General features: G+C 65.9%; 28 protein-coding genes and 1 tRNA gene. 16 read left to right on the top strand and 13 right to left on the bottom strand.

The annotated features are described in order from the left end of the window. Window positions 1–149 precede the first annotated feature (149 nt). A complete protein-coding gene (locus tag BMX17_RS07890; protein ID WP_092658937.1) occupies window positions 150–692 on the top strand; it encodes a hypothetical protein in 543 nt (180 codons plus the stop codon). On the opposite strand, the gene BMX17_RS07885 is transcribed toward BMX17_RS07890, so the two are convergent. After that, window positions 693–2,351, bottom strand: a complete 1,659-nt coding sequence (locus tag BMX17_RS07885; RefSeq protein ID WP_092658936.1) for a carboxylesterase/lipase family protein — start codon at window positions 2,349–2,351, stop codon at window positions 693–695. Between the two features lie 131 nt (window positions 2,352–2,482). Further along, window positions 2,483–2,773, bottom strand: a complete 291-nt coding sequence (locus BMX17_RS07880; RefSeq protein WP_092658935.1) for a PadR family transcriptional regulator — start codon at window positions 2,771–2,773, stop codon at window positions 2,483–2,485. Between the two features lie 223 nt (window positions 2,774–2,996). Here BMX17_RS07880 and BMX17_RS07875 point away from each other — a divergent pair, with 223 nt between their 5' ends. Both BMX17_RS07875 and BMX17_RS26010 read left to right on the top strand, forming a co-directional pair. Next, on the top strand, window positions 2,997–3,410 hold the full coding sequence (locus tag BMX17_RS07875) for a hypothetical protein (protein ID WP_092658934.1): 414 nt from the start codon (window positions 2,997–2,999) through the stop codon (window positions 3,408–3,410). Continuing rightward, the gene (locus tag BMX17_RS26010) at window positions 3,410–3,721 is read left to right on the top strand and encodes a hypothetical protein (RefSeq protein WP_170845350.1); all 312 of its coding nucleotides are present in this window, start codon (window positions 3,410–3,412) and stop codon (window positions 3,719–3,721) included. The genes BMX17_RS07875 and BMX17_RS26010 overlap by 1 nt, the downstream gene beginning before the upstream one ends. On the opposite strand, the gene BMX17_RS07865 is transcribed toward BMX17_RS26010, so the two are convergent. Further along, the gene (locus tag BMX17_RS07865) at window positions 3,722–4,669 is read right to left on the bottom strand and encodes a zinc-dependent metalloprotease (protein ID WP_092658933.1); all 948 of its coding nucleotides are present in this window, start codon (window positions 4,667–4,669) and stop codon (window positions 3,722–3,724) included. Window positions 4,670–4,709: 40 nt separating this feature from the next. Further along, window positions 4,710–4,961 carry a hypothetical protein gene (locus BMX17_RS07860; protein WP_092658932.1) on the bottom strand — a complete coding sequence of 84 codons (252 nt, stop codon included), beginning with the start codon at window positions 4,959–4,961 and terminating at the stop codon, window positions 4,710–4,712. 126 nt (window positions 4,962–5,087) lie between these two features. On the opposite strand from BMX17_RS07860, the gene BMX17_RS07855 reads away from it, so the two are divergent. From BMX17_RS07855 to purF, 4 genes are all read left to right on the top strand, one after another. Then, window positions 5,088–6,152 carry a M20/M25/M40 family metallo-hydrolase gene (locus BMX17_RS07855; RefSeq protein ID WP_092658931.1) on the top strand — a complete coding sequence of 355 codons (1,065 nt, stop codon included), beginning with the start codon at window positions 5,088–5,090 and terminating at the stop codon, window positions 6,150–6,152. A gap of 96 nt (window positions 6,153–6,248) precedes the next feature. Continuing rightward, a complete protein-coding gene (locus BMX17_RS07850) occupies window positions 6,249–6,434 on the top strand; it encodes an LSM domain-containing protein (RefSeq protein WP_077204959.1) in 186 nt (61 codons plus the stop codon). Next, a complete protein-coding gene (locus tag BMX17_RS07845; protein WP_077204960.1) occupies window positions 6,431–6,604 on the top strand; it encodes a 50S ribosomal protein L37e in 174 nt (57 codons plus the stop codon). Before BMX17_RS07850 ends, BMX17_RS07845 begins: the two co-directional genes overlap by 4 nt. A gap of 24 nt (window positions 6,605–6,628) precedes the next feature. Then, complete coding sequence (gene purF / locus BMX17_RS07840; RefSeq protein ID WP_092658930.1) at window positions 6,629–8,074, top strand: amidophosphoribosyltransferase; 1,446 nt, start codon at window positions 6,629–6,631, stop codon at window positions 8,072–8,074. A gap of 127 nt (window positions 8,075–8,201) precedes the next feature. On the opposite strand, the gene BMX17_RS26005 is transcribed toward purF, so the two are convergent. The 3 genes from BMX17_RS26005 to BMX17_RS07830 form a co-directional block, all read right to left on the bottom strand. Beyond that, on the bottom strand, window positions 8,202–8,342 hold the full coding sequence (locus BMX17_RS26005; RefSeq protein ID WP_170845360.1) for a hypothetical protein: 141 nt from the start codon (window positions 8,340–8,342) through the stop codon (window positions 8,202–8,204). Window positions 8,343–8,492: 150 nt separating this feature from the next. Further along, window positions 8,493–9,053 (bottom strand): DUF420 domain-containing protein, encoded by a 561-nt coding sequence (locus BMX17_RS07835; RefSeq protein ID WP_092658929.1) that lies wholly within the window; start codon window positions 9,051–9,053, stop codon window positions 8,493–8,495. Window positions 9,054–9,122: 69 nt separating this feature from the next. Further along, window positions 9,123–10,265 carry a S1C family serine protease gene (locus BMX17_RS07830; protein WP_092658928.1) on the bottom strand — a complete coding sequence of 381 codons (1,143 nt, stop codon included), beginning with the start codon at window positions 10,263–10,265 and terminating at the stop codon, window positions 9,123–9,125. Between the two features lie 479 nt (window positions 10,266–10,744). Between BMX17_RS07830 and BMX17_RS07825 the strand changes: the two genes are divergently transcribed. Next, window positions 10,745–11,380, top strand: a complete 636-nt coding sequence (locus BMX17_RS07825; protein WP_092658927.1) for a response regulator — start codon at window positions 10,745–10,747, stop codon at window positions 11,378–11,380. Window positions 11,381–11,435: 55 nt separating this feature from the next. Here BMX17_RS07825 and BMX17_RS25055 read toward each other — a convergent pair whose 3' ends face one another. Further along, entirely contained in the window at window positions 11,436–11,837 is a 402-nt protein-coding gene (locus tag BMX17_RS25055) for a hypothetical protein (RefSeq protein WP_139203445.1), read from the bottom strand. A gap of 570 nt (window positions 11,838–12,407) precedes the next feature. Beyond that, window positions 12,408–12,492: transfer RNA gene (locus BMX17_RS07815), tRNA-Leu, on the bottom strand. Window positions 12,493–12,656: 164 nt separating this feature from the next. Here BMX17_RS07815 and BMX17_RS07810 point away from each other — a divergent pair. Both BMX17_RS07810 and BMX17_RS07805 read left to right on the top strand, forming a co-directional pair. Then, window positions 12,657–13,157, top strand: a complete 501-nt coding sequence (locus BMX17_RS07810) for a helix-turn-helix domain-containing protein (protein WP_092658925.1) — start codon at window positions 12,657–12,659, stop codon at window positions 13,155–13,157. 54 nt (window positions 13,158–13,211) lie between these two features. Next, a complete protein-coding gene (locus tag BMX17_RS07805) occupies window positions 13,212–14,336 on the top strand; it encodes an acyl-CoA dehydrogenase family protein (RefSeq protein WP_092658924.1) in 1,125 nt (374 codons plus the stop codon). Here BMX17_RS07805 and BMX17_RS07800 read toward each other — a convergent pair. Next, window positions 14,333–14,644, bottom strand: a complete 312-nt coding sequence (locus BMX17_RS07800; RefSeq protein ID WP_092658923.1) for a hypothetical protein — start codon at window positions 14,642–14,644, stop codon at window positions 14,333–14,335. The two genes, BMX17_RS07805 and BMX17_RS07800, sit on opposite strands and share 4 nt — an antisense overlap. A gap of 115 nt (window positions 14,645–14,759) precedes the next feature. Between BMX17_RS07800 and BMX17_RS07795 the strand changes: the two genes are divergently transcribed. Continuing rightward, the gene (locus BMX17_RS07795) at window positions 14,760–15,299 is read left to right on the top strand and encodes an HAD family hydrolase (RefSeq protein WP_092658922.1); all 540 of its coding nucleotides are present in this window, start codon (window positions 14,760–14,762) and stop codon (window positions 15,297–15,299) included. Between the two features lie 184 nt (window positions 15,300–15,483). After that, window positions 15,484–16,818 carry a hemolysin family protein gene (locus tag BMX17_RS07790; RefSeq protein ID WP_092658921.1) on the top strand — a complete coding sequence of 445 codons (1,335 nt, stop codon included), beginning with the start codon at window positions 15,484–15,486 and terminating at the stop codon, window positions 16,816–16,818. Window positions 16,819–16,923: 105 nt separating this feature from the next. Here the strand turns inward: BMX17_RS07790 and BMX17_RS07785 are convergent, their stop codons facing one another. Continuing rightward, on the bottom strand, window positions 16,924–17,103 hold the full coding sequence (locus BMX17_RS07785) for a DUF5822 domain-containing protein (RefSeq protein ID WP_092658997.1): 180 nt from the start codon (window positions 17,101–17,103) through the stop codon (window positions 16,924–16,926). A 159-nt stretch (window positions 17,104–17,262) separates the two neighbouring features. Between BMX17_RS07785 and panB the strand changes: the two genes are divergently transcribed. After that, a complete protein-coding gene (panB, locus tag BMX17_RS07780; protein WP_092658920.1) occupies window positions 17,263–18,069 on the top strand; it encodes a 3-methyl-2-oxobutanoate hydroxymethyltransferase in 807 nt (268 codons plus the stop codon). Between the two features lie 126 nt (window positions 18,070–18,195). Here panB and BMX17_RS07775 read toward each other — a convergent pair whose 3' ends face one another. After that, complete coding sequence (locus BMX17_RS07775; protein WP_092658919.1) at window positions 18,196–18,867, bottom strand: glycerophosphodiester phosphodiesterase; 672 nt, start codon at window positions 18,865–18,867, stop codon at window positions 18,196–18,198. Window positions 18,868–18,992: 125 nt separating this feature from the next. Next, window positions 18,993–19,763, bottom strand: a complete 771-nt coding sequence (locus BMX17_RS07770) for an alpha/beta fold hydrolase (RefSeq protein ID WP_092658918.1) — start codon at window positions 19,761–19,763, stop codon at window positions 18,993–18,995. A gap of 158 nt (window positions 19,764–19,921) precedes the next feature. On the opposite strand from BMX17_RS07770, the gene BMX17_RS07765 reads away from it, so the two are divergent. The 3 genes from BMX17_RS07765 to BMX17_RS07755 all read left to right on the top strand — a co-directional run bounded on the left by BMX17_RS07765 (window position 19,922) and on the right by BMX17_RS07755 (window position 22,876). Beyond that, window positions 19,922–20,161, top strand: coding sequence for a DUF7127 family protein (locus BMX17_RS07765; protein ID WP_092658917.1), 240 nt, complete (start codon window positions 19,922–19,924; stop codon window positions 20,159–20,161). Then, entirely contained in the window at window positions 20,158–22,434 is a 2,277-nt protein-coding gene (locus BMX17_RS07760; protein ID WP_092658916.1) for a CDC48 family AAA ATPase, read from the top strand. The genes BMX17_RS07765 and BMX17_RS07760 overlap by 4 nt, the downstream gene beginning before the upstream one ends. Before the next feature lie 193 nt (window positions 22,435–22,627). Next, window positions 22,628–22,876, top strand: a complete 249-nt coding sequence (locus BMX17_RS07755; RefSeq protein ID WP_092658915.1) for a hypothetical protein — start codon at window positions 22,628–22,630, stop codon at window positions 22,874–22,876. Window positions 22,877–22,890: the final 14 nt, after the last annotated feature.

The raw sequence follows: 22,890 nt of genomic DNA, 5'->3' as shown, positions 1-22,890 counted from the left end.
CGGAAGCGCTCCGCCGCTTCGAAGGGGCATCGACGGTGAGACGGTCCGTCCCGGGCGGATCTGGGAGTCACGTTCCGGGCCGTCGAGGGCCACGATTCGCCCGCTATCGACACGTTCTTCGGCGTCGGAATCCTATTCGCGGGATAGCTATGCGCGTCAGAGACTGGCAGGACATCCTCGAAGACGTCGTGGAGAGCGACGCGGACCCCGGTGGCTGGCGGGCCGTGGGTGGCGACCGCACGAGCGGTATCGGCGAGGACCTGTACGTCGGACACCCTGACGCCGCCGTCTACCAGCTCAAGACGTACGCGAAAAACCCCTTCGAGGTCCAGGGCGTCGGCACACGGGTCGCCCGGCGCATCGACGAGGACCTCGACGACCTGTTCCCCAGCGAGGATTCTGGCCGGTTCGGCGTCCAGCAACCCATCGAGGAAGACGACGCCGAGGACACGGCCAGCGAAATGGAGGAGGTCCTCAAGGCCCACGCCGACGCCCCGACGACGCCGGACGCGCTGTTCGACGACGTGATGGAGACGCTGGACAGCCCCGCCTTCGGGCCCGCGGACATCGAGTTCGACGACCGACCCGACGAACTCGACGACCTCTCGTCCACCTTCGAGGAGGCCGAGGAACTGCTCGACGCGGAACTGGACGACCTGGTCGAGGACACCGTCAGCCGCGGGTTCGAGTAGTCAGCGGCCGGTCGAGCGGAGGTAGCTGTAAATATCCTGCATCACCGCACAGCCGTCGCTGGTCCCCGTCTCGACGGTCACCGAGTCCTCCTGGAGGCGGACCCGGCGCTGGTTCCGGGTGGCCTCGCGCCACTCCGGCAGGCCGTCGCCGTTGGGGTCGCCGCTGGCCGCGAAGTTCGTCCAGTAGCCCTGCATCCGGTCCCGGAGCACCCAGTCGCCCGGGCCTATGATCCCCGTCGGGAGCCCCTGCTGGGTGACCGTCTCGCCGAAGACGTAGGCGAGTTCGGCGGTGTGGTACGCACCGGGGTCATCGGAGAGCAGGGTCACCGGGATGGTCGGCGTGTCGTCGAACAGGTAGCGGTAGGCGGTCCCGCCCTGTCGGGTGATGGCGTCGGTGACCGCCACGTCCGAACACAGGAAGAAGTCGTCCGTGTTCACGTCGATGTACGCCGCCTCGATGGAGTCGTAGTCGCTCACCGGGTAGGCGTCGACGACTCGGTCACCGAAGTCCCCATACACGCGCTGTAGGCGGTCGCGGTAGGCCGCCTCCGATTCCGGCACGGTATCGTCGGCGAATTCGAGGAAGAACTGGTACTCCTCGGCGTTACCGCCCAGCAGGACCGGCACGTCGTGGAACTCGCCGTCCTCGATCAGCGTCGCGGGGTGGGCCCGGACGACTTCGCCGTCGACGCCGAAGATCAGTCCCGGTAGTTCCACCCGGGGCGTCCCCCCGTCGGTGGCCTCGCTCGCGAGCGCGCCCGCAACCCCGTAGGCCTCGGCCAGTTCCGCCGGCTTCGCGTCCCGGAGACAGGCGAGCGTGTCACCGCTCGCGCAGTCGAGTTCACGGGCCGCCTCGGTCCCGCGGTCCTCCAGCTCCGCCAGCGGATAGAGCGGGTCGTTGATCGGACCGCTCTGGCTGATCGCGCGGTGGAACAGCCCCTTCGCTTCGGGGTCGGTCAGTAGCGTCAGGACGGCGTGGCCACCCGCGGACTCGCCGAAGATGGTCACGTTGTCCGGGTCGCCACCGAAAGCCGCGACGTTCCGCTGGACCCACTCCAGGCCGGCGCGGATGTCGAGGTAGCCGAAGTTGGTCGGGGCCGACGGGGACGCCGCCGTCACCTCGGGGTGGGCGAAAAAGCCCAGCGCGTTGAGGCGATAGTTGACGGCGACGACGACCACGTCGCCGGCTTCGGCGAGCGCCCCGCCGGGGAACCGGTTGCTCCCGAAGTTGTACGCGCCGCCGTGGATCCAGTACATCACGGGCTTCTCGCCGGGGTCTGCGTCCGCTGGAGCCCAGACGTTGAGGTTGAGACAGCCGTCCTCGCTCCCGACGAACTTGCCCACGTCGAGGCCGAGAAACCCCGTCGCGAGAATCGGTTGCGGTGCGCGCGGCCCGTAGTCGTGGGCACCGCGTGTACCGTCCCACGACGGCGCGGGCGTCTCCGGCGGCCGGAACCGACGCTCACCCACCGGCTGGTGAGCGTAGGGAATCCCCCGGAAGGCGTTCACGTCGCCCTCCTCGTCGCCCTCGACGGTACCGCTCTCGATCTCGACCTCAGGGTCCGAGAACCACCAGGTCGCATTCGCGCTGCCGATGCCGCTCCCTGCTCCGAACACGGACGCTCCCCCGAGCGCCCCCAGATACGTCCGTCTGTCCATTGGAAACCGACTGATACCAGATACCGGACCGGATAAAAGATTTCGGCGCGCAAACGAAGGTAATTAAGCCAATGGCCGCTGGCGCGACCAGGCGACGCAGGACAGTGTGTCCGTACCGCTGGCTGGTGAGATTACGCCAGGATCGTACTCTCTTCGAGGTACTGGTCCTCCCACTCCCGACGTGCTTCGAGTTCGCGGCGACCCCGTTTGGTGACGTTGTAGACGTTCGTCCGGCGGTCTTTCTTCCCTTTCTCGACGAGACCCTTCTCGACGAGGGTGTCGAGGTTCGGGTAGAGCCGGCCGTGGTGGATCTCGCCCTCGTAGTACTCTTCGAGGGCGTCCTTGATCGCGAGCCCGTGCGGTTCGTCGTACCCGGCGATGACGTACAGCAGATCGCGCTGGAATCCAGTCAGATCGTACACAAATCGTTGTACCAACTTGATTAAATTAAATCTATCGCCTGGCAGAAAATTGCGAGATCCCTGCCGGGCAGGATGGCTGCGTTTCGCGGGACGCCGAGTGGACTCACTCGCTGAGTCTCGTGTTCGAAGACTGGGCAGTCGAGGGGATGTCGTGTTGTGTCGACTCTGGATGGGGCCAACCCGAATCCTGCAACTGAAGTCCGCCCACGTCTACCACACTGTCATGGACGCCGCCGACACGATCCGGTCGTACTACGACGCGCTCCGGGCCGGTGCGCCGCTGGGCCCATTTTTCGCCGACGAGCGGTCGGGCGAGGATGCGGTCGTCAAGTTCGGTATCTCCGAGCGATTGGTCGGGACCGAATCGATCCGGGAGAGATTGCGGGAGCAGACCGCGACGACTGTCGACTGGGCCGTCGAGAGCAACGCCCTCCGAACGACCGAGCGGGAGCGCCACGCCTGGTTCAGCGACACGGTGGACATGGGCTGGACCGACACCCAGCGGGGGATTCGTTACGAGTTCGACACGCGCTGGAGCGGGACGCTCGAACGCCGTGACGCGGCTGGGGGGCCCGCCGATACGGAGACAAACTGGCAGTTCGTCGGGATGCACGTCAGCACGGCGGGTGAGGTCTGATGGTCGGACCGGTGTCGAACGACGAACGCGAGGCTTTCACGCGACGGCTCCAGCTCGGATTCGTCCTCCTCGTCGGCGTGTCGTCGGGGCTCATAACCCTCCAGGGGAATCCGAGTCCGACCGTCGTGGTCGGGGCAGTGGCGGGTGGCCTCCTGCTCGGTGTGCTCCTGATGCGGTTCGCCATCCCCAGCGCGGACGGCTTCCGCGATCAGGAGACGCCGGAGCGGGCGTCGGAGTCGGATGGGCACCTGGAGCGGCGGTTCGAGAGCGCGGACCGCGACGAACGGCCCCAGGAACAGCGTAACCGCTAGTCAGCGGACGCGGTCGAGCCAGGCGTTCGGGTCGTCGAGTTCGGTGTCGGTCGGCAGGTTCTCCGGTCGCTCCCAGACCGCAGACGCGCCCTCGATGCCCCGCTCGTCGGCGACGGTCTCGAAGAACTGCTTGCCACGTTCGTACTGCCGACGCTTCATGCCCAGCCCCAGCAGTCTGCGGACGAGTTGGGAGACCGGGCCCCGACCCTGCCGGCGTTCGTCGAGTTTCCGTCGGAGGTCGGCGTACTCCCCGTCGAAGGCGCGATCCATCACGAGTTCCGCGTAGCCCTCGACGGCGGTCATGGTGGTGTCGAGACTCCCCAGCGCCTCCCGGTCGAGACTCCCCTCGCCGAGGGCGTCGACCGCGCGTTCGAGGTCGGCCTCGAGCTGGTCGGCGAGCCACGGGGCGGCCCCGAACTCAGCGGCGTGGGAGACCTCGTGGAACGCGATCCAGCGGCGGAACCGCGGCTCGGACACGTCGAGCATCGTCGCCACCTTGCTGATGTTGGGGTGGACGAAGTACAGCGAGTGGGCGTCGCTCTCGGCGAGCAAGAGCGGGTCGTACTGTCCGAGGACGTTGTTGCCGAGGAAACCGAGTGCGATGGACATCGTCCCGGTGTTGACCACGCGGGCCAGCCCCGGGATCAGCCCGACCTGCTCGCCCAGCGGTGCCATCACGCGCTGGAAGGTGTCGATGTTGGCGTCGATCCAGTGGTGGCGGTTCTGGATTTCGATGGAGTCGGGCACGTCGAAGTCGATGGCGGCGACTTCCCGGATGCGAGCGCGCGCCTCGCGTACGTCGTCGGCGTACCCCTCCTGTTGTTCCGTCGAGAGTGCGATAGAGCCAGGCTCGGTCGACGCTTTGGCCGCCTCGGCGACCGCGTTCCAGTCGACGGGACCCGTCCCCGATGCTCCCGTGACCGCCTGGACGCTACGAAAGAGACCCATACTCCGGTCAAGAGGTGACCGGTAAAAAGCTCTTCTCCACTCAGCTGGTCAGTTCGATCTCCTCGTCGATCTCGATCCCCTCACCGACCTCGCTCCGGGAGACCAGCCAGGCCAGCCCCACGATGGCACCCAGCGCCAGCAGGATGTACAGCTTCCCCGCGGCACCGCTGCCGGACTCGTCGGCCGCCTCGGCCTCGGCCCCCTCGGCGTCGTCCTCGCCGCCGACGAAGGGCGCGGAGTTGGAGAACGTCGCGTCGTCGAGGTGGAGCTCGAACAGTGTGATGTCGGCCATAGTGAGCGTTCCACGCGAGCGGGCTTACGGTTTGGGGAGGCGGCGAACCTACCCAGGCCGACCCCGCCCGCCAGACTCGGACTGGTCGGTCGCCGGGTTCTTGGTCGGCCCGGTGCAGGGGACAGTATGGACGGACGACGACGCGAATTCCTCACGGCGCTGCTGGAAACCGGCGCACCGACCGGCTTCGAGACCGCGGCCCAGCGGGTCTGGATCGACCACTGCTCGGACGTGGCCGACGAGGTACGAACCGACGCTTACGGCAACGCCGTCGCGGTCCACGAGGGAAGCGGCGACGGCCCGACCGTCGTCGTGACGGGGCACGGCGACGAGATCGGGTTCGTCGTCCGCCGGATCGACGACGACGGCTTCCTCCACCTCTCTCGGGTCGGCGGGACGGACAAGACCGTCTCCCGCGGACAACACGTCACGATCCGCACCGACGACGGGTCGGTCTCGGGCGTGATCGGCCAGACGGCGATCCACCTGCGCGATGGCGACGACGACGAGGTTGCGGAGATCACCGAGCAGTACGTCGATATCGGAGCCGCGGACGAGGAGGAAGCACGCGACCTCGTCGACGTGGGCGATCCCCTGACCGTGGCTTCCGGCGTGGAGGAGCTGCAGGGCACCCGGCTCACTGGCCGGGCAATGGACAACCGCGTGGGCACGTGGAGCGCCGCGGAAGTCCTCCGGACCGCCGTCGAGAACGACGTAGACGCGACAGTGAAGGCCGTCAGCACGGTGCAAGAAGAGGTCGGTGGCAACGGCGCACAGATGATCGGCTTCGATCTCGACCCCGACGCCGCCGTCGTGGTGGACGTGACCCACGCGACGGACACGCCCGGGCTGGCCGCCAAGCGGGACGTGGACGTGGCGCTGGGCGAGGGGCCGTCGATCCGTCGCGGGCTCCCGGACCACCCGAAACTGGTCGACGCGTTGCGGACAGTGGCCGACGACGCGGACGTACCGATCCAGCTGGAGGCGGCGAGCAACACGACCAAGACCGACGCGAATTCGATCTTCGTCCAGCGCGGGGGCATCCCGTCGGTGAACGTCGGGATCCCGACCCGGTATATGCACACGCCCGTCGAGGTAATCGATACGGCGGACCTGACCGGTGCCGTGGACGTGATCGCGGCGCTCGTCGAGCGGACCGACGAGTTCGCGCCGTTTTCCGTCGAGCCGTAGCGAGAGGTCCCTGAGATCCTGCAAAGCCCGACAGATCAGTGTTCCGGGCGTTAGAATAGCGGTACGTTTATACGTGCGTCTGCACCCGGTTTCGGTATGAGTGGACGACCGCTGGATGTCCTCGAAGCGGCACTCGGTTCGAGTGTAACGGTCCAACTGAAAGGGGGCGAGATGTACGAGGGTGAACTCACCGGCTACGACCAGCACATGAACCTGGTCATCGAGGAAGGTGAAGACACAACGATTATACGCGGCGATAACGTGGTTTCGATCAACCCATGACTGGTGCAGGAACCCCGAGTCAGGGGAAGAAAAACACCACGACACACACGAAGTGTCGCCGGTGTGGCGAGAAGTCGTATCACACGAAAAAGAAAGTCTGTTCGTCCTGCGGGTTCGGCAAATCCGCCAAGCGCCGCGACTACGCCTGGCAGGAGAAGTCGGGCGAGTAACGGACGGACACCCCACCACCCACCATGCACGAGAAGTGCGGCGTCGTCGGCGTATCGCTAGAAGACCGGGACGCCGCCCGCCCGCTCTACTACTCTCTGTACGCCCTCCAGCATCGCGGCCAGGAGTCGGCCGGCATCGTCACCCACGACGGGTTTCAACAGCACTCCCACGTCGAGATGGGACTCGTCGGCGACGCCTTCGAGCAGGGTGATCTCGAAGATCTGAACGGGTCACAGGGGATCGGTCACGTCCGGTATCCGACCGCCGGCAGTGTCAACGCCTCCTGTGCCCAGCCGTTCTCCGTCTCGTTCAAGAGCGGCTCGCTCGGCCTGAGCCACAACGGCAACCTCGTCAACGCCGACGAGGTGGGCGACCAGCTGGCCGAACTCGGCCACGCCTTCACCTCCGACGGCGACACCGAGGTCATCGCGCACGATCTGGCGCGCAACCTCCTCGAAGAGGATCTCGTTCGCGCGGTCAAGCGGACGATGAGCCGGATCCACGGCTCGTACTCGCTGACGATCATGCACGACGACACCGTGCTCGGCGTGCGCGACCCCGAAGGCAACCGCCCGCTCTGTATCGGCGAACTCGAAGACGGCTACGTGCTGGCCTCCGAGTCGGCGGCCATCGACACGCTGGACGGCGAGTTGATCCGGGACGTGCGGCCGGGCGAACTCGTCGTCCTCCACGCCGACGGGACGGGCTACGACACCTACCAGCTCGTCGAACCCGAGAACACGGCCCATTGCTTCTTCGAGCACGTCTACTTCGCGCGACCGGACTCGGTGATCGACGACGAACTCGTCTACGAGGTGCGTCGCGACCTCGGGCGCGCGCTCTGGGACGAGAGCGGCATCGACTCCGACGTGGTGATGCCGGTGCCCGACTCCGGGCGCGCCTTCGCTTCCGGCTACGCCGAGGCGGCCAACGAAGACGCGGACGCCGACGGCGTCGAGTTCGCGGAGGGGCTGATGAAGAACCGCTACGTCGGCCGAACCTTCATCATGCCGACCCAGGACGAGCGCGAGCGGGCGGTCCGGCTGAAGCTCAACCCGATCAAGTCGACGGTCGAGGGCAAGACCGTGACACTGATCGACGACTCCATCGTCCGGGGGACGACCTCGAATCAACTGGTACAGTTGCTGTACGACGCTGGCGCGGAGGAGGTTCACGTCCGGATCGGCGCGCCACCCATCGTCGCCCCGTGTTACATGGGGATCGACATGGCCTCCCGCGAGGAGTTGATCGCGGCCGACCAGTCCGTCGCGGACATCCGCGACGAGATCGGCGCGGACTCGCTTTCCTACCTCTCGATCGACTCGGTCGCCGACGCGCTCTCGAAGTCCAAAGCCGATCTCTGTCTCGGCTGTGTCACGGGGGAGTACCCCTACGACATCGAGGGCGAGGCCAAAGACCGCGACGTCGACCGACCCGCCATCGGGACGGCTGCGAGTGCGGACGATTGACGGGCGGCTCGACCCCTCGGGAGAGAGCCGCCGACTGCACGAACGGTGACCAGCGGGAACCGTGAGTCGGGAGACTCGACCGGCAAGGAGAGTCTCCGACTGTGTGAGCTGGGGCGGAGCTGTCGAGTCAGTCGCTCGCGTGATCGGCCGCGAGTTCGACGATGGGGCGGGCTTCCTCGAACCGGGGTTCCTTGACGATCTCTGAGGTGCCCTGACGCCACTCGATGAGACCGTCCGCTTCGAGTCTGGGCGGGTGAACGTGATACAATTCGACGCGGGCCGACCGTGTATCGCCCTCGTCGCCGTCCGTCTCGGCCGGCCTCGTGATCCCGTCGGACAGGGGATTCTCGTCTATCCGCTCGATCAGTAGTCGATCGCCGGTTGGTTCCCGTTCGCGGGATCGACGAGGTGGTTCCAGCTAGTACAGCACGTACAACAGCAGGTAGACGACGGTCCCGAGAGCAAAGGAGACGAGCCATAGCGTCGCGGCCACGCGGCCGACCCGTGGATGGTTCGTCCCCGAGAGTTCGCCAGCGGGCCGGGTCAGCGCCAGCAGGAGGACGTAAAACAGCAAGGGGATACAGACGATAGCCAGGAGCATATGGATACCGAGGATCGGGAAGTAGACGAACTGTTCGACGGCGGCCGGTCCCGGGAAGCCGGAGGGGCCCTCGAGGCTCACCCGGTAGAGATAGAGGGCGAGGAAGGTGGCGAACAGGACGAGGCCGGCGATCATCGCGGTGCGGTGGCGGGCGACGTTCCCGTTCCGGATCGCACGCCAGCCGGCGAGGATGATGGCGATGGCGAGGACGCTCACGACGGCGTTGACGTGGGGGATGGCGGCGAGGACCCACTCCGGGGCCCGGGGGAGCGCTCGCTCGGGGATCCAGCCCAGAACGGCACCGAACACCAGCGCGAGCGCGACGACGGTCAACAGGCCGGTCAACTCGGGGACACGGTCTCGCGCGCGCAGTTCCATGATCGAACCCAGGTCCCGAACAGGAATGTGCGTTTCCGTTCGCACCGGGCGATCGACCCCGGCCGCAACTCAGGCGTAGGGTTCGGGACGCTCACCGAGTGTAAGCTGGACGGTGGTGCGACGCCCGTCGCGGATGACTTCGACGGGGATCGTGTCACCCGGACTGGTGACCAGCGCGAGATAGGTCGAGAGTTCTTCCTGGCTCCGGATCGTTTGTCCACCCATCCCGACGACCACGTCGCCGCCGGTCGGTACGCCAACGCCGTCGATGGTCGTGGTTTCGGTCGATCCCTGGAGGACGCCGCTGGCGGGCCCGTTCGGGCGAACGTCGGCGATGTAGACGCCGTCGGCGTCGGAGAGCCCTTCGGCCTGGGCGATCAGCGGTGTGACGCTGGTGAGGCTGACACCCATGAACGAGTGTTGATAGTCGCCGGTCTCGATCAGTGACGGGGCGACACGGTTCGTTAGCGCGGCAGAGATGGCGAAGCCGATGTTGTCGCCGCCGCCGGAGTTGATGACGCCCGCGACGTCGCCGTCGAGCGTCACCAGCGGTCCGCCGCTGTTACCTGGGTTGACCGGCGCGTCCGTCTGGATCGCGTCCGGGATGCGGAAGTTGTTGCGTGCGGGCAGGGACCGGTCGACACCGCTGACCACACCCGTGGTCATCGATCCGGTGTAGCCGAGCGGATTTCCAATCGCGATAACTGGCTGCCCGATGGCGACTTCGCCGCCGATGAGCGAGAGCGGTGTCGCCGAGTCCGGGACGTCTGGTACCTCGAGGACGGCGAGGTCGCTGTAGGCATCGGTGCCGACGACCCCGGCGGTGCGCCACTGCCCGTCGGTGAACTGGACGCGAATATCGTCGAAGATGGTTCCTGGTTCGAGGATGGCACCTCTCGTGTCGGTCACGACGTGTTCGTTCGTGACGATGTACCGGCCGTCGTCGTAGACGAATCCGGATCCCTCACCCACGCGACCCCGTGAGTCCGCGTAGACACGGATCAGGACGACCGAATCGATGGTCTGTCTGTACACGTCCGTGTAGACTGACTGTGACTCGGGCGACGAGTTGAGCAACTCCGTCGCGTTCGGGTTCGAGACGTTACCCGAATCCGACGTCCCCGATCTCGGGGTGTTACAACCAGCAACACCGGCGGCGACGCCGGTGGCCGCTGCCAGCAATCGCCGCCGTGTCAACTGCTCGGTACCCATACACAGCCGTTAGGAGCGCGGTGGATAAAGACCGGCGGTCCAATCGCCTACGATAGCGTAGCGACTTGGTGGTACTGAAAGAGTGAGGGAGGATGTGTGGGGTGGGTGGGTGGGGACAAGGGGGGTAAACGTAGGGTGGGTGTGGGGGTGGGTGGGGTGGGTTGGTGGTGAGTCAGTACATCACCACTGTGCCAGCACGTGTATATCTTGGGAGGCCAGTAATAAAGATACTCGTGCGATTATCTAATCTGATAACAGACTGGGTCGTCCCGGCACCGGTCAGCAGTCGGTCACTGGCGGTCGTGGGTCCGGAAACATCAGGGATAATTCAGTGAAAATTACCGCTATACCGAGTGGAACCTCATTCGGACCCCGTATTTCCCCCAATCTATTTCTTGACTTGCGGTCATACGAGGAATAAGAATGGTTCGCGAATCCGTGGTGTTGTTGGGTGCCTGCCAGTACGGCGTGATTGACAGATGAGTCAGGGATCTCCGGTCGTCCTCGTCGTGGACGACAACAGGGCTATCGCGAACACGTATACGGCGTTTCTGTCGGACGAGTACGACGTCCGGACCGCCTACAACGGGAAAGAGGCGCTCGAGGAACTCGACGAGACCGTCGACGTGGTGCTGCTCGACCGGCGGATGCCGGAGGTATCCGGCGACGCCGTCCTCGAAGAGATCGAGTCCCGCCAGCTCGACTGTCGGGTCGTCATGCTAACCGCGGTCGACCCGGACTTCGACATCATCGACATGGGATTCGACGAGTACCTCGTCAAGCCCATCGAACGCGAGGAACTCAACGAGGTCGTCAGCGAGATGTTAGAGCGGGCGACCTACGACGACGACTTCCGTCGGTTCCTCGCGCTGGTCTCGAAGAAGGCGACACTCGAGAAGGAAAAATCCAGCGCGGAACTCGAGGCCAGCGACGAGTACGCGAAGATCAAACAACGCCTCGACGACCGACGCGACCAAGTCGGCGTCGATATGTCCGACCTCGAAGAGAGTTTCTCCGACGTGTCGGGAACGATCAAGGTGACCGAGATGAGCGCGTCGGACGACCGGGACGTGCCGGACATCCCGGGCATCGACGAGGACGAGGCCGAGGAGTAGACCCCCGTTACCGTCCCGCAGCGATCGAGCCGAATCGGTCGATCGAGACGGGAATCTAGCAGGGGTCGATCGACGGCCCGGAGCGGCGAATCGTCTCGTTTTCGGTCACGAGGTAACGCGCGTTCGCGACCGCATCGGCGACGCCGCCGTCTTTCGCCCACGAGTAGGGCCGCTGAACGTCGACGACGACGCCGTGCTTCGTTCGGTTCGTGACTGTCGCCTCCGCTTCGGCTGTGAACTGGCCGATCTCCCAGTAGTCGAGACAACTCGCGTTCCACAACTGACTCGAAACGGACTCCGTCTCCGCAGCCAGTGCTCGGTCCGTCGCCGCACTGTCCGGAAGCTGTGCTGGCGCGACCGTCGTCCGTGGCGGTTGGTCCCCACTTGGAGCGCTAGTACACCCCGAAAGGAGGAGCACAGTAACTGAGAGTGCAAGGAGGGCCGTTGGGCGATCCATTGCCAACCTGTGTCGGCGCCCGGCAAGTGCTTTTTCGAGGGACTCGTCGCTGTCGCTCACCGATTTGTTCCGAAAGGAATGATGCGTGGATGCAGTCCCAAGGGGAGTGCACCCGCACTCTCGTCGCGGGCAACACCCGCAGTTGAGTGCGTGGGACTGGATTTGAACCGGTGGAAGACGGTCGGCCTCACTGCGTTCGGCCGCTGCGACTTCCAGGGTTCAAATCGGTCTTGCCCTTCGCTCACTTCGTTCGCTCATGCGCGGGACCGAAATTTGAACTTCCGTCACGTCGCTTCGCTCGTCACGGCGTTCGCGGTCGGCAAACCGATGCTCGCGGGTCACTTCGTTCCCCGCTCGCGTACCGAGGTCTCACTGTGTTCGACCTCGCACCGCTCACCGGCGGACCCCTACGGGACAGCGCCCGCAACGATGGGCCGTTGGCCTGGTTCGGACACTCACGAATGGTACGTCGCTGTCGCTCACCGATTTGTTCCGAAAGGAATGATGCGTGGATGCAGTCCCAAGGGGAGTGCACCCGCACTCTGGTCGCGGGCAACGCCCGCAGTTGAGTGCGTGGGACCGGATTTGAACCGGCGGACCCCTACGGGACAGCGCCCTCAACGCTGCGCCGTTGGCCTGGCTTGGCTACCCACGCACTGTGAGTCTGTCTGCACTCCATCGGTATCCGTGGCCGGATAAAAGGGCTTTCGTTTGCCGACGGCGAGCCGGCCCGGTCGGCTCACCGAGTCGGGGCAGTGCGTGAGCACGGGCGGTGTCGGAAACGGACCTTTCAAATACGGGGCAGCTATTACCGCCCGTATGGCCAAATACTCGACCGGCGGCGCGGGCGGAAACGCCGGCGGGAGCTGCGAACTCTGCGGAGCGGAGGACGACGACCTCCGCACGGCGAACGTCGCCGGGGCCCAACTCGAAGTCTGCGCGGACTGCGCACAGCACGGTGACGACACGAGCGACAGTTCCGACGACGACAGCAGAAGCGACAGCGACCGCAAGCGCCGCGCGGCCCAGAACACCGCTCGCATCGACGACGCACGCAAAGGCGACCCGAGCCACTGGGAGGAAGAAGGCACCGACTACGAGGACGACCAGTTGCCCTACCTGGTCACCGACTACGGCAAGCGACTCACCACCGCCCGCCAGGACGCCGGCCTCCAGCTCGAAGAACTCGCCGACGAACTCGGCATCGATCAGGCCGACCTGCTGGCCGTCGAACAGGGCCGTGCCACCCAGGCCGGCGTCGGCGGCTCCGTCATCTCCAAGCTCGAAGACCGCCTCGACGTGGAACTCGCCGAGGCCTGACCGACCCACGGTGGTGTCCCGTTCGTTTTTGTGCCGTGCCCACCAGATAGCGCCATGCACCTCTCGCCCGAACAGGAAGCGATCCGTGACACGGTTCAGGAGTTCGCCGCCGAAGAGATCCGACCGGTCGCTCGCGAGGCCGACGAAACCGGCGAGTTCCCGGAGGACGTCTGGGACGGGCTGGCCGACCTCGACCTGACGGGGCTCACAGTGCCCGAGGAGTTCGGCGGCTACGACGCCGACCGCGTGACCTACGCCGTCGTCAACGAAGCCGTCGCCCACGGCGCGCTGGCGGTCGCCACCGCGCTCTCGGTCCACTGTCTGGCGACCTCCTGCATCCGCAAATTCGGCAGCGAGTCCCTGCGCGAAGACTGGTTACCGGAGATGGTCGAGGGGCGGCCCGTCGGCGCGTTCGCGCTCTCGGAACCCGACGCCGGCTCGAACCCCGCGGAGATGACGACCGAGGCGCGCCGTGACGGCGACGAGTACGTGATCGACGGCACCAAGCAGTGGATCACCAACGGCGAGCGCTCGGGCGTGGTCGTCCTGTTCGCCAAGACCGACCGCGAGGACCCGTCGAGTGTCACGCAGTTTCTCGTGCCGAAAGACACCGACGGCCTGGAAGTCGGGAAGAAAGAGGACAAACTCGGACTGCGAGCGAGCGACACGACGACACTGGAGTTCGACGGCGCGCGGATCCCGGCCGAGTACCGGCTGACCGAGGAAGGTCGGGGGCTGTCGGCCGCGCTGTCTATCCTCACGGGTGGTCGCATCGGCATCGCCGCGCAGTCGGTCGGGCTCGCACAGGCCGCGCTGGACGCCGCGGTCGAGTATGCCGACGAGCGCGAGCAGTTCGATCAACCGATCGGCGACTTCCAGGCGATCCGGCACAAACTCGCGGAGATGCAGACCACCGTTCGCGCGGGTCGGCTGTTGACGCGCGACGCCGCGCGGCGTGCGGACGCGGGCGAGGACGTTCGCGGCGCGGCGAGTATGGCCAAGTACTTCGCCAGCGAGGGGGCCGTCGACGTGACCAACGAGGCCGTCCAGATCCACGGCGGTTACGGCTACACGACGGACTTCGACGTGGAGCGGTTCTACCGCGACGCGAAGGTGACGACGATCTACGAGGGGACCACCGAGATCCAGAAGGACGTGATCGCCCGCGAGTTGCGCTAGTCCCCGGCGCGCTTGCGAGCGTCCAGGTATCCCAGCAGGCCGAAGATATTGACGATGGGCATCGCCGAGACGTGCACCCAGATCTCGTCGACGCCCTCGCGACCGCGTGCGTCGAGGTACACCGCCAGCGGGATCAACAGTTCGACGGCGAAGAAGGCCACAGCCGCGAGCCGAAGCGAGCGGTCGTACGGCGAGGCCGGCGTCTCGATCCCGACGAACGTGCCGGCGACGACCCCGAACAGCACGAGGAGGGCTCCTAACTCCCACACCAGAAAGATCCGGAGGACCTGTGCGTCGGACTCGTTCATCCCGTTCGGTCCGTCGGTTCGTCGGGTCGGACCGAAAGCATTCGGGTCCGACAGGTGACCGGGGCGACAGTGTTGACGGGGCACCGAAGGGGCTATTTTCTGGCCTGCCTTACCGATGGCCGTGATACAGGAGTACGACGCGCTGGTCTACGATCTCGACGGGACGCTGGTCCATCTGGACGTGGACTGGGAGGAAGTGCGTCACGCGGTCGCCGCGGTCCTGCGCCCCCGCGGCGTCGACGTGGACGGTGCGGACCTCTGGTCGATGCTCGAACTGTCCGAGGAGGCCGGCTATCGACGGCTGGTCGACGAGACCATCGCGGAGTTCGAGCGTGAAGGGGCGCGCAGGTCGCGACGGCTCCCGACCGCGCGAACGGTGCCCGCCGACCAGCCGGTCGGCGTCTGTTCGCTGAACGCCGAATCGGCCTGCCGAATCGCCCTGGAGACGTACGGCCTCGACGGGACCGTCGACGTGATCGTCGGCCGTGACTCCGTGACGACCGAGAAACCCCATCCGGAACCGCTACTGACGACCGTCGAGGGACTCGGTGCAGCGCCCGAGCGAACGCTGTTCGTCGGCGACTCCGAACGCGACGAGGAGACGGCTCGACGGGCGGGCACGGACTACGTGTACGTGCGTGAGCTAGAGCGCTAACCGACACCCGCCGATCGAGGCATCGTCGCTGGCTGCTGGAATTAGGATGGGTGATACGGCGGGAGTCCAGCGGACGGTCGGCGAAGCGTGGTCCGTCGTCGCATTACATAACTTTAGTAGGTGGAACGAGACGCGGTGATATGGACACACGACAATCGAGCAACCGCCACTTCGGGCCCCACCGATGGTAAACGTCGCGCTCTCGCTGGCGCAGGTCGTCGTTGCGCTGGCGCTCGTGATACTCAACGGCTTCTTCGTCGCCGCGGAGTTCGCCTTCGTCCGGATACGGGGGACGTCGGTCGAACAGCTCGTCGAGGAGGGAGCCACCGGTTCGGGGACCCTCCAGGAAGTGATGACGAATCTCGACGACTATCTCGCGACGACGCAACTCGGCATCACCATCGCCTCGCTCGGCCTGGGGTGGGTCGGGGAACCGGCCGTGGCGTCGCTCATCGAGCCCGTGCTGGCGTCGATTCTCCCGTCGAACCTCATCCATCTGGTCGCCTTCGCGATCGGCTTCACGCTCATCACGTTCCTCCACGTCGTCTTCGGTGAACTCGCGCCGAAGACGATCGCGATCTCCCAGACCGAGCGACTCTCCCTGTTTCTCGCCCCGCCGATGAAGTTCTTCTACTACATCCTCTACCCGGGAATCGTCGTGTTCAACGGGGCCGCCAACGCGTTCACCCGAGCGCTCGGCGTGCCACCCGCGTCCGAGACCGACGAGACGCTCGGCGAGCGGGAGCTCCTTCGGGTCCTGACTCGATCCGGCGAGGAAGGGGACATCGACACGACGGAAGTGCAGATGATCGAGCGGGTCTTCGATCTCGACGACATCGTGGTGCGGGAAGTCATGGTTCCCCGACCGGACGTGGTGAGCGTTCCGGCGGATGCTTCGCTCTCCGAGCTCAAGTCGACCGTCCTCGAGGCCGGACATACGCGCTATCCGGTCCTCGATGCCGACGACGGCGATCAGGTGGTCGGATTCGTCGACGTCAAGGACGTGCTGCGGGCCGACGCGGACGGCGGGGACGACAAGTCGGTCGGCGACATCGCCCGCGATATCGTCATCACTCCCGAGACGATGGCCCTGAGCGATCTCCTGCGACAGTTCCGAGAGGATCACCAGCAGATGGTCGCGGTCATCGACGAGTGGGGGGCGTTCGAGGGAATCGCGACGGTCGAAGACGTGGTCGAGGCGCTCGTCGGCGACCTCCGGGACGAGTTCGACGTGGACGAGCGTGAACCCTCGATTCGCCGCCGTGACGGTGACGGGTACGACATCGACGGCGGCGTCCCGCTGTCGAAAATCAACGACGTGATCGAGAGAGAGTTCAGCAGTGACGAGGTCGAAACCATCGGTGGACTGGTACTCGAACAACTCAACCGGGCTCCGGAACGCGGGGATAGCATCGAGGTCGACGGGCACGTCGTCGAGGTGACGAGCGTCGACGGAACCCGAATTTCGACGGTCCGGGTCCACGAACGCGAGACGGACGATTCGTCCGACAGCGTGTAGGGACGCGGAATTGATCGGTGGCATCCGTTCGGCTGGTCCAGGACCGATCTCGATACGGGACCCGGTCGACTGCCGGGCGATCGGTCGGCTACGTCCGATGGACCGCTAGGTTTGCTCGCGGCGCGCGTAGAGGTAGACCGCGACGGCGGTACAGAACCAGACGACAGCACCGACGCGGATCGCGAAGTTCGCACGCGCCGCCCAGGTCTCGAGTTCGACGACGACCGCGAGCAGGGCGACCAGCGGCGCGCCGACGACGATGGTCGTGACGAACGTGACCTGCATCACCCAGCCGTAGTCGACCCCGTCGGGATCGGTCGTCTCGGCCGGTTCGCGGTCGATAGGTGCCACACCACCCGCTGGGGACGGTCCAAATATGCCTCTGTCGGTCCCGCGTTGCCAGTATCGGACACGTTTAGTGGCCCGGCCGACCGACTCGTAGGTATGCGAGCGAAGGACATCCGGGAGAAAGCCGGCGCGGAGCCGATCACGATGCTGACCGCCTACGACGCCCCGACGGCCGAACTGGTCGATTCGGCCGACGTCGACATGATCCTCGTGGGCGACTCCATCGGGAACCTGCGGCTGGGGTACGAGTCGACGCTCCCGGTCACCGTCGAGGAAATCGAGAGCGCGACCGCCGCCGTCGCGCGCGCGACCGAGGACGCCATGGTGATCGCCGATATGCCGTTCCTCTCGTTCGGCGCGGACGAGGCCGAGGCCGTCGAGAACTGCGGCCGAATGTGCAAGGACGCCGACGCCGACGCCGTGAAACTCGAGTGTGGTCCCCACACCGTCGAGTTGACCCGCCGGCTCACACAGATCGGCGTCCCCGTCCAGGCCCACCTCGGGCTGACACCACAACGCGAGAACGAGACCGGCCTCTTCCGGCAGGGGACCGACGAGGAGGCCGCCCGGCGAATCGTCGACCTGGCCGAGCGCCACGAGGACGCTGGGGCGTTCTCGCTCGTCCTCGAACACGTCCCAGCCAACGTCGGCGCGGCCGTCACCGAGGCTCTCGACATCCCCACCATCGGCATCGGCGCGGGCCCGGAGTGTGACGGGCAGGTCCTCACCGTCGACGAAGTGATCGGACTGAGCGAGGGCGTGGCTCCGTTCTCGAAGGCTTTTGGTGACGTGCGCTCCGAGATGCGCGACGCCATCGCGGGCTACAAGGAAGCCGTCGAGTCCGGCGAGTTCCCGGCCGCGGAACACAGCCACTACGAGGAAGATCTGGACGACGTGTACTGAGACCGATCACGGATCGGTCCCGGTATTTCACGTGGTGATCGGCCCCTGGAGTCGTGCTGAATACAGGTTTCTGCGGAGAACTCCGGCCAGCGCCGCCTGCGGCGTCGATCAGGTGTCGTCCCTGCCTCATTCGATCCAGCCCGTCACGTGGGGCGAACTCGCGATGAGTCCGTCGACGCCGCGCCGTGCAAGCGCCCAGGCACCGGGGCTGGAGTCAACGGTCCACGCGTTGACCTCCAGTCCCGCGTCGTGGGCCTCGGCGACGACGCCGGTCAGCAGACACAGCCACGCGTTCGGATGTACGAACGTACAGTCGAGGTCCCTCGCGACCGCGAGGTCGTCGTTCGGTGTCAGCCCGAGGACGTAGGCCAGGTCGACGTTCGTACTCCCTCCTGGGTGGACACCGCGGAGTGCCTCGGGGTCGAACGAGGAGATGACGACCTCGTGTGGTGTCGATTCGGCCATCGAGAGGGCCTGCTCGGTGATTGCTGGGTCCTTCAGTTCGAGATTGACGCCCACGTCGGCGGGGATGGAGTCGAGGACAGCATCGAGGGTCTGGATACCTTCGCCATTGTGGGCGTCGAGCGCGGCGAGTTCGGACGCGGTCAACTCGTCCACCTGATCGACGCCGTCGAGGCCGATGTCCACGAGAGCGTTGTGTGCGACGACGAGTTCACCCGACGCACACCGGCGAATATCGAGTTCGACCATATCCGCGTGTTGAATCGCACCTTCGACGGCCGCGACCGTGTTCGCGGAGTATTGCTCGTCGAAACCGCGATGGGCAACGAGCCGCATTAGTACAGCGTCCGCCAGCGAGCAACAAATTTGTTCCGGCCGAGTCGTCAGGCCACCGGTCGGCACTGGCCCCGTATGCCGAATTCCACCGTTTCGCCGGGCGAGATCGCGACTATTCGCCGTTTTCAACGGACCCGATTTGACAGGAACGCGTCCAGTCCCTCGTTGAACGCCTCGGCATTTTCGAGCATCGCCATGTGACTCGTGCCGGGTACCTCGGCGTACTCGGCGTTCGGGAGATTATCCACCAGATACTCCGAGAACGTCGGCGGCGTCAGCGAGTCGTTGTCGCCGACGATACAGAGCGCGGGGACGGTGATCTCGTCCAGTCGGTCGCGCACGTCGAAGGTGTCACAGGTCGAGAGGTCCCGCGATAGCATCCCGATGCCGACCTCCCGCATCAGGTCGTCGGTCGGCCCCGCAGCGGGGTGGTCCGTGTCCTCGAAGAGGACGTTCGCGTTGCGCATGAACTGGAGGATCGGTTCCACGTCGTCGCCGAGCAACGCGCCCACGTCCTCGCCGATGCCGAGTTTCGCGCCGGTGCCCGCGAGGACGACAGCCTCGGGGTCGTAGGCATCTTCGAGGACGAGCGTCTGGACGACCGCACCACCCAGCGAGTGGCCGGCGATCACGTCGGCGTCGACCTCGCGTGCGACCGCGACCACGTCCGCGACGTAGACAGCCATGGTGTCGGGGCCGGCCTCGGTGTCCACGTCCTCGGACTCGCCGTGTCCGCTGAGGTCCACGGTGACTGCGGTGTAGCCGTCCCTGTCTGTCTGCTCGCGCCACACGTCGTGGCGTTGCCCGCTCCCGTGGACGAACAGGACGACCGGTTCCTCCGTCGACTCGTCGACCCAGTACGCCGTCTCGCGACCGTCGTGTGTCACCGTCGCCATGACCACCCCTTGTCCCGACAGGGGTTTAAATCCCGACGAGACAACCGGCTCGTCGTCTGCCCCGAACCGCAAAACAGCCTCTCGGAACCGACCCCGACGCCCTTTGCCGGTTTGTCGCCAACAGATTTATATACTAAAGGAGCTAACTTAGAGTTAGTATGACTGGTCAAGAGCAGTTCAGAGCGGAGGAAGGCCCCGTGGGTCGTCGGGAGTACGACGACGGTGCAGTCGTGTTCGTCGCGGACGTTGGCGTCGGTCGGGACACCAGCGTCGATCTGGTCGGTGACACGGCCATCGTCGTCGCCGACGGCGAGCAGTACGAGTTCGACGTCGAGAACGGCGAGGACGCGCAAGCGTTTATGAAAAACGGCGTCCTCACTGTCGAGGTGAACGCATGAGACTCACCGTCAAGCCCCTGAAGCAGAAAGACGCTGGTCGCGGCCTCGCGGCCATCGACCGCGCGGCAATGTCCGAGATGGGCGTCGAGAACGGCGATTACATCGTCATCGAAGGGCAAAACGGCGGCCGCGCGGTCGCCCGCGTCTGGCCCGGCTACCCCGAGGACGAGGGCAAGGGCGTCGTGCGGATCGACGGCCAGCTCCGCCAGGAGGCCAACGTCGGCATCGACGACTCCGTCGAAGTCGAGGACGCCGACGTCCAGCCCGCGACCTCCATCACGGTCGCACTCCCCCAGAACCTCCGGGTTCGGGGCAACGTCGGCCCCCACATCCGGAACAAGCTCTCCGGGCAGGCCGTCACGACCGGGCAGACGGTCCCGTTCTCGCTCGGCCTGGGCCCGCTGTCCTCGATGTCCGGCCAGAAGATCCCGCTGAAGATCGCCGAAACCGAACCGTCCGGGACGGTCGTCGTCACCGACTCGACGGACATCCAGGTGAGCGAGAAGCCCGCAGAGCAGATCGCCGGGGAGGGCGGGGCCGGCGGTGCCGCCAGCCAGGAGACGCCCAACGTCACCTACGAGGACATCGGTGGCCTCGACGACGAGCTCGAACAGGTCCGGGAGATGATCGAACTCCCGATGCGCCACCCCGAGCTGTTCCAGCAGCTCGGCATCGAACCCCCGAAGGGCGTCCTCCTCCACGGCCCGCCGGGGACCGGGAAGACCCTGATGGCGAAGGCCGTCGCCAACGAGATCGACGCCTACTTCACCAACATCTCGGGCCCCGAGATCATGTCGAAATACTACGGGGAAAGTGAGGAGCAACTGCGCGAGGTGTTCGAGGAGGCCGAGGAGAACGCGCCGGCCATCGTCTTCATCGACGAGATCGACTCCATCGCACCAAAGCGAGGCGAGACCTCCGGCGACGTAGAGCGCCGGGTCGTCGCCCAGCTCCTGAGCCTGATGGACGGGCTGGACGAGCGCAACGAAGTGGTCGTCATCGGGGCGACCAACCGGGTCGACAGCATCGATCCCGCCCTGCGCCGTGGCGGCCGATTCGACCGCGAGATCGAGATCGGCGTCCCGGACAAGGACGGCCGCAAGGAGATCCTGCAGGTTCACACCCGCGGGATGCCCCTGACCGACGGGATCGACCTCGACGAGTACGCCGAGAACACCCACGGGTTCGTCGGCGCGGATCTGGAATCGCTGACCAAGGAGTCCGCGATGAACGCGCTCCGGCGCATCCGTCCGGAACTCGATCTGGAGTCCGATCAGATCGACGCCGAGGTCCTCGACCGCTTGCAGGTCACCGAGAACGACTTCAAAGACGCGCTGAAGGGGATCGAACCCTCCGCGCTCCGTGAAGTGTTCGTCGAGGTCCCCGACACCACGTGGGAGGACGTTGGCGGCCTCGGCGACACAAAAGAGCGGCTCCGGGAGACCATCCAGTGGCCCCTGGAGTACCCCGAAGTGTTCGACACGATGGATATGCAGGCCGCCAAAGGCGTCCTCATGTACGGCCCGCCGGGCACGGGGAAGACCCTGCTCGCCAAGGCCGTCGCCAACGAGGCCCAGTCGAACTTCATCTCGGTGAAGGGCCCCGAACTGCTGAACAAGTTCGTCGGCGAGTCCGAGAAGGGCGTCCGCGAGATCTTCGAGAAGGCGCGGTCGAACGCACCGACCGTGATCTTCTTCGACGAGATCGACTCCATCGCGGGCGAACGCGGCCGCAACGCCAGCGACTCCGGTGTCGGCGAGCGCGTCGTCTCCCAGTTGCTGACCGAACTCGACGGCATCGAGGCCCTGGAGGACGTGGTCGTCATCGCGACCTCCAACCGGCCGGACCTGATCGACTCGGCGCTGCTCCGCCCCGGACGGCTGGACCGCCACGTCCACGTCCCCGTCCCCGACGAGGACGGCCGCCGGAAGATCCTCGAAGTCCACACCCGGAACAAGCCCCTGGCCGACGACGTGGACCTCGACAAACTGGCCCGCAAAACGGAGGGCTACGTCGGTGCCGACATCGAGGCACTGACCCGCGAGGCCTCCATGGCCGCCAGCCGGGAGTTCATCAACAGCGTCTCGCCCGAGGAAGTCGGCGAGAGCGTGGGCAACGTCCGCGTGACCATGGAGCACTTCGAGAACGCACTCGACGAAGTCGGCCCCAGCGTCGACGACGAGACCCGCGAGCGCTACGACGAGATCGAAGAGCAGTTCGACACGGCCGAACCCGCCGTCGACGAAGACACGGTCAGCCGGACCTTCCAATAGGGCCCCACTTTTTACCTCGGGGGTCGCCGTTGGCGACCCCCCATCGCAAAAACTTGGGCAAAAAGGCGCGAGTCGCGTGAACCGGCGGCTTCGCCGCCGGATGCCGGTGCACGCTTCGCCGCCGGATGGTGGTGCTCGGTATACCGGGCGTCTGGAGCGTTCTGTTTTTGTCGGTGCGCTGTCGAGTCACCGCATGGTCTCGACCGGCTGGCTCGTTACGGCAGCACTCGGCACCGCTGCATCGTTCATCGGGCTGGTTTTGCTCTGGCTGGCACGCACCGGGTCACACGAGGAGCTTCGCCCGCCGGTGAACTGGGGTGCCGATCTGGGACTCGTCTCCGTCGAGCAAACACGGACAAGACGGCTCATCTGGGCGGGTTACGGTCTCGTCTCGCTGCTCGTCGGGCTGGCGTTTTTCGTCGTCCTCGTCGTCGCGTTCTGAGGCCTGCGAACGGG

Origin of the sequence: Halorientalis persicus, from assembly GCF_900110215.1 — an archaeon.
Classification (GTDB): domain Archaea; phylum Halobacteriota; class Halobacteria; order Halobacteriales; family Haloarculaceae; genus Halorientalis; species Halorientalis persica.
This window is presented reverse-complemented; position numbering and strand designations above follow the sequence as displayed.

Bases quoted from the DNA above. Each gene is read 5' to 3' on its own strand.
- BMX17_RS07830 (WP_092658928.1), bottom strand. From the start codon at position 10,265: ATGGGTACCGAGCAGTTGACACGGCGGCGATTGCTGGCAGCGGCCACC.
- BMX17_RS07875 (WP_092658934.1), top strand. From the start codon at position 2,997: ATGGACGCCGCCGACACGATCCGGTCGTACTACGACGCGCTCCGGGCC.
- BMX17_RS07805 (WP_092658924.1), top strand. From the start codon at position 13,212: ATGCACCTCTCGCCCGAACAGGAAGCGATCCGTGACACGGTTCAGGAG.
- BMX17_RS07800 (WP_092658923.1), bottom strand. From the start codon at position 14,644: ATGAACGAGTCCGACGCACAGGTCCTCCGGATCTTTCTGGTGTGGGAG.
- BMX17_RS07860 (WP_092658932.1), bottom strand. From the start codon at position 4,961: ATGGCCGACATCACACTGTTCGAGCTCCACCTCGACGACGCGACGTTC.
- BMX17_RS07885 (WP_092658936.1), bottom strand. From the start codon at position 2,351: ATGGACAGACGGACGTATCTGGGGGCGCTCGGGGGAGCGTCCGTGTTC.
- BMX17_RS25055 (WP_139203445.1), bottom strand. From the start codon at position 11,837: ATGGATCGCCCAACGGCCCTCCTTGCACTCTCAGTTACTGTGCTCCTC.
- panB (WP_092658920.1), top strand. From the start codon at position 17,263: ATGCGAGCGAAGGACATCCGGGAGAAAGCCGGCGCGGAGCCGATCACG.
- BMX17_RS07775 (WP_092658919.1), bottom strand. From the start codon at position 18,867: ATGCGGCTCGTTGCCCATCGCGGTTTCGACGAGCAATACTCCGCGAAC.
- BMX17_RS07835 (WP_092658929.1), bottom strand. From the start codon at position 9,053: ATGGAACTGCGCGCGCGAGACCGTGTCCCCGAGTTGACCGGCCTGTTG.
- BMX17_RS07825 (WP_092658927.1), top strand. From the start codon at position 10,745: ATGAGTCAGGGATCTCCGGTCGTCCTCGTCGTGGACGACAACAGGGCT.
- BMX17_RS26010 (WP_170845350.1), top strand. From the start codon at position 3,410: ATGGTCGGACCGGTGTCGAACGACGAACGCGAGGCTTTCACGCGACGG.
- BMX17_RS07810 (WP_092658925.1), top strand. From the start codon at position 12,657: ATGGCCAAATACTCGACCGGCGGCGCGGGCGGAAACGCCGGCGGGAGC.
- BMX17_RS07855 (WP_092658931.1), top strand. From the start codon at position 5,088: ATGGACGGACGACGACGCGAATTCCTCACGGCGCTGCTGGAAACCGGC.
- BMX17_RS07845 (WP_077204960.1), top strand. From the start codon at position 6,431: ATGACTGGTGCAGGAACCCCGAGTCAGGGGAAGAAAAACACCACGACA.
- BMX17_RS07850 (WP_077204959.1), top strand. From the start codon at position 6,249: ATGAGTGGACGACCGCTGGATGTCCTCGAAGCGGCACTCGGTTCGAGT.
- BMX17_RS07890 (WP_092658937.1), top strand. From the start codon at position 150: ATGCGCGTCAGAGACTGGCAGGACATCCTCGAAGACGTCGTGGAGAGC.
- BMX17_RS07790 (WP_092658921.1), top strand. From the start codon at position 15,484: ATGGTAAACGTCGCGCTCTCGCTGGCGCAGGTCGTCGTTGCGCTGGCG.
- BMX17_RS07795 (WP_092658922.1), top strand. From the start codon at position 14,760: ATGGCCGTGATACAGGAGTACGACGCGCTGGTCTACGATCTCGACGGG.
- BMX17_RS07760 (WP_092658916.1), top strand. From the start codon at position 20,158: ATGAGACTCACCGTCAAGCCCCTGAAGCAGAAAGACGCTGGTCGCGGC.
- BMX17_RS07865 (WP_092658933.1), bottom strand. From the start codon at position 4,669: ATGGGTCTCTTTCGTAGCGTCCAGGCGGTCACGGGAGCATCGGGGACG.
- BMX17_RS07765 (WP_092658917.1), top strand. From the start codon at position 19,922: ATGACTGGTCAAGAGCAGTTCAGAGCGGAGGAAGGCCCCGTGGGTCGT.
- BMX17_RS07755 (WP_092658915.1), top strand. From the start codon at position 22,628: ATGGTCTCGACCGGCTGGCTCGTTACGGCAGCACTCGGCACCGCTGCA.
- BMX17_RS07785 (WP_092658997.1), bottom strand. From the start codon at position 17,103: ATGCAGGTCACGTTCGTCACGACCATCGTCGTCGGCGCGCCGCTGGTC.
- purF (WP_092658930.1), top strand. From the start codon at position 6,629: ATGCACGAGAAGTGCGGCGTCGTCGGCGTATCGCTAGAAGACCGGGAC.
- BMX17_RS07770 (WP_092658918.1), bottom strand. From the start codon at position 19,763: ATGGCGACGGTGACACACGACGGTCGCGAGACGGCGTACTGGGTCGAC.